The sequence below is a fragment of the Actinotalea sp. JY-7885 genome (assembly GCF_014525465.1).
In the GTDB taxonomy this organism is placed as follows: Bacteria; Actinomycetota; Actinomycetes; order Actinomycetales; family Cellulomonadaceae; genus Actinotalea.
The window spans coordinates 1-2,286 of sequence record NZ_JACEXH010000288.1 but is presented as its reverse complement, the minus strand read 5'-3'; the positions used below and the strand labels follow the sequence as shown (position 1 = coordinate 2,286).

Here is a 2,286-nt window from a genome sequence, read left to right as displayed (position 1 = left end):
GGCGCGCCGGCGGGTGCGGGCGGCCCCCGTCCCCGAACGCTCCTGCCCGGCACCACGCGGCGCGGCACGGTCCTGTACCTGTGCCCGACCAAGGCCCTCGCCGCGGACCAGCTCGCGGGGCTCGAGCGCCTCCTGGCCGCGGCCGGCACGCGCGACCTGCGCGTCGCGACCTGCGACGGCGACACGGACGTGACCGAGCGCCGGTGGGTCCAGGACCACGCCGACGTCGTGCTGACCAACCCCGACTTCCTGCACTTCGCGCTCCTGCCCGGCCACCGCCGCTGGACCCGGCTGCTGCGCGACCTGCGGTACGTGGTCGTCGACGAGAGCCACGCGTTCCGCGGCGTCTTCGGCGCGCACGTCGCGGCAGTGCTCCGCCGGCTGCGCCGACTGGCCGCGCACCACGGCGCCCACCCGACCGTCGTGCTCGCGTCGGCGACGACGTCGGACCCGGCGCAGAGCGCGGCCCGGCTGCTCGGCGTGGACCCGAGCGGCGTCGTCGCCGTGACGGACGACGCCTCGCCGCGGGGCACCAAGACGTTCGCGCTGTGGCAGCCACCCGTGATGGCAGGGCTCGACCCGGCCCTCGCCCCCGCGGACTCCCCCGACGCGCCGCGCGACGACGCGCCCACACAGCCCACGCACCGCACGGCGACCGCGGAGGTCGCGGACCTGCTCGCGGACCTCACGGTCGCGGGCGCCCGGACGCTGGCCTTCACGCGCTCGCGCCGCGGGGCGGAGTCCGTGGCCACGTCCACGCAGCGCCACCTCGAGAGCGTCCGGCCGGGGCTGGGTGCGGCCGTCGCGGCGTACCGCGGCGGCTACCTGCCCGAGGAGCGCCGCGAGCTGGAGCGGGCGATCCGCGACGGCACGCTGCGCGCCCTGGCGACGACGAACGCGCTGGAGCTCGGCGTGGACATCTCGGGGCTCGACGCCGTGCTCATCGCCGGCTGGCCCGGCACGCGGGTCTCGCTCTGGCAGCAGGCGGGCCGCGCCGGGCGTGCGGGGGCCGACGGCCTGGTCGCCCTCGTGGCGCGCGAGGACCCGCTCGACACCTACCTGGTGAACCACCCGGAGGCGATCTTCGCCACGCCCGTCGAGGCCACCGTGTTCGACCCGACGAACCCCTACGTGCTCGCGCCGCACCTGTGCGCCGCGGCCGCGGAGCTGCCGCTGCGCTCCGACGACGTCGCGCTGTTCGGCCCCGGCACGGCGGAGCTGCTCGACGTGCTGGTCGCGCGCGGGGCCCTGCGCCGCCGCAGCTCCGGCTGGTACTGGACCCACGCGGACCCGGCCTCCCGGCTCACCGACCTGCGTGGCTCGGGCGGCGAGCCGGTCCGGGTGGTGGAGGAGGGCACGGGGCGGCTGCTGGGCACCGTCGACGCGGGCTCGGCCGACGCCAGCGTCCATCCCGGCGCCGTCTACGTGCACCAGGGCGCGACGTACGTGGTGGACGAGCTCGACCTCGAGGCGTCGGTGGCGGTCGTCCACCCGAAGCGGGTCGACTACGGGACCTGGTCGCGCTTCCTCACGTCGATCGAGATCCGGGGCGTCCGCCAGGAACGGCAGGCCGGTCCGGTGCGCTGGGGGTTCGGGCCCGTGGACGTCACGACGCAGGTCATCAGCTACCAGAAGCGGCGGCTGCCGGACCTCGTCCCGGTCGGCGGGGACGTGCTCGACCTCCCGGCGCGCACGCTCTCGACGACCGCCGTGTGGTGGACGGCGCCCGCGTCGCTGCTCGCGGAGGCGCAGCTGGACGACGGCGACGTCCCCGGGTCGCTGCACGCGGCCGAGCACGCGTCGATCGGGCTCCTGCCGCTGCTCGCGACGTGCGACCGCTGGGACCTCGGCGGGGTGTCCACGGCCCTGCACGTGGACACCGAGGTGGCGACGGTCTTCGTCTACGACGCCTACCCGGGCGGCGCCGGCTTCGCCGAGCGCGGCTACCACCTCGGCGCGGCGTGGCTCCGTGCCACGCGGGACGCCATCGCGGGGTGCGCGTGCGGCGCCGGCTGCCCGGCGTGCGTGCAGTCGCCCAAGTGCGGCAACGGCAACAACCCCCTGGACAAGGCCGGCGCGATCCGGCTGCTCGACGCGGTCCTCGCCCACGAGGGCGAGGACGCCGTCGGCTGACCCGTCCCGCTCGGAGGCCGGCCCGGCCCACGCCGTCGCGGCGGCCCGCCACGGACCGGCCCGCACGACGGTCACCTCCACGACGCGCCCGGAGACGACGCACCGGCTCGCGCGGGCGCCGTTGCGCGCGGCCACCTGCCCGGCGCGCGCGCA

1 protein-coding gene is annotated in these 2,286 nt (G+C 77.5%); it reads left to right on the top strand.

What is annotated here, in order from left to right:
- Window positions 1-2,133, top strand: a 2,133-nt coding sequence (locus tag IDM29_RS16350; protein WP_188037802.1) for a DEAD/DEAH box helicase, incomplete at its 5' end; no start/stop codon positions are given.
- Window positions 2,134-2,286: the final 153 nt, after the last annotated feature.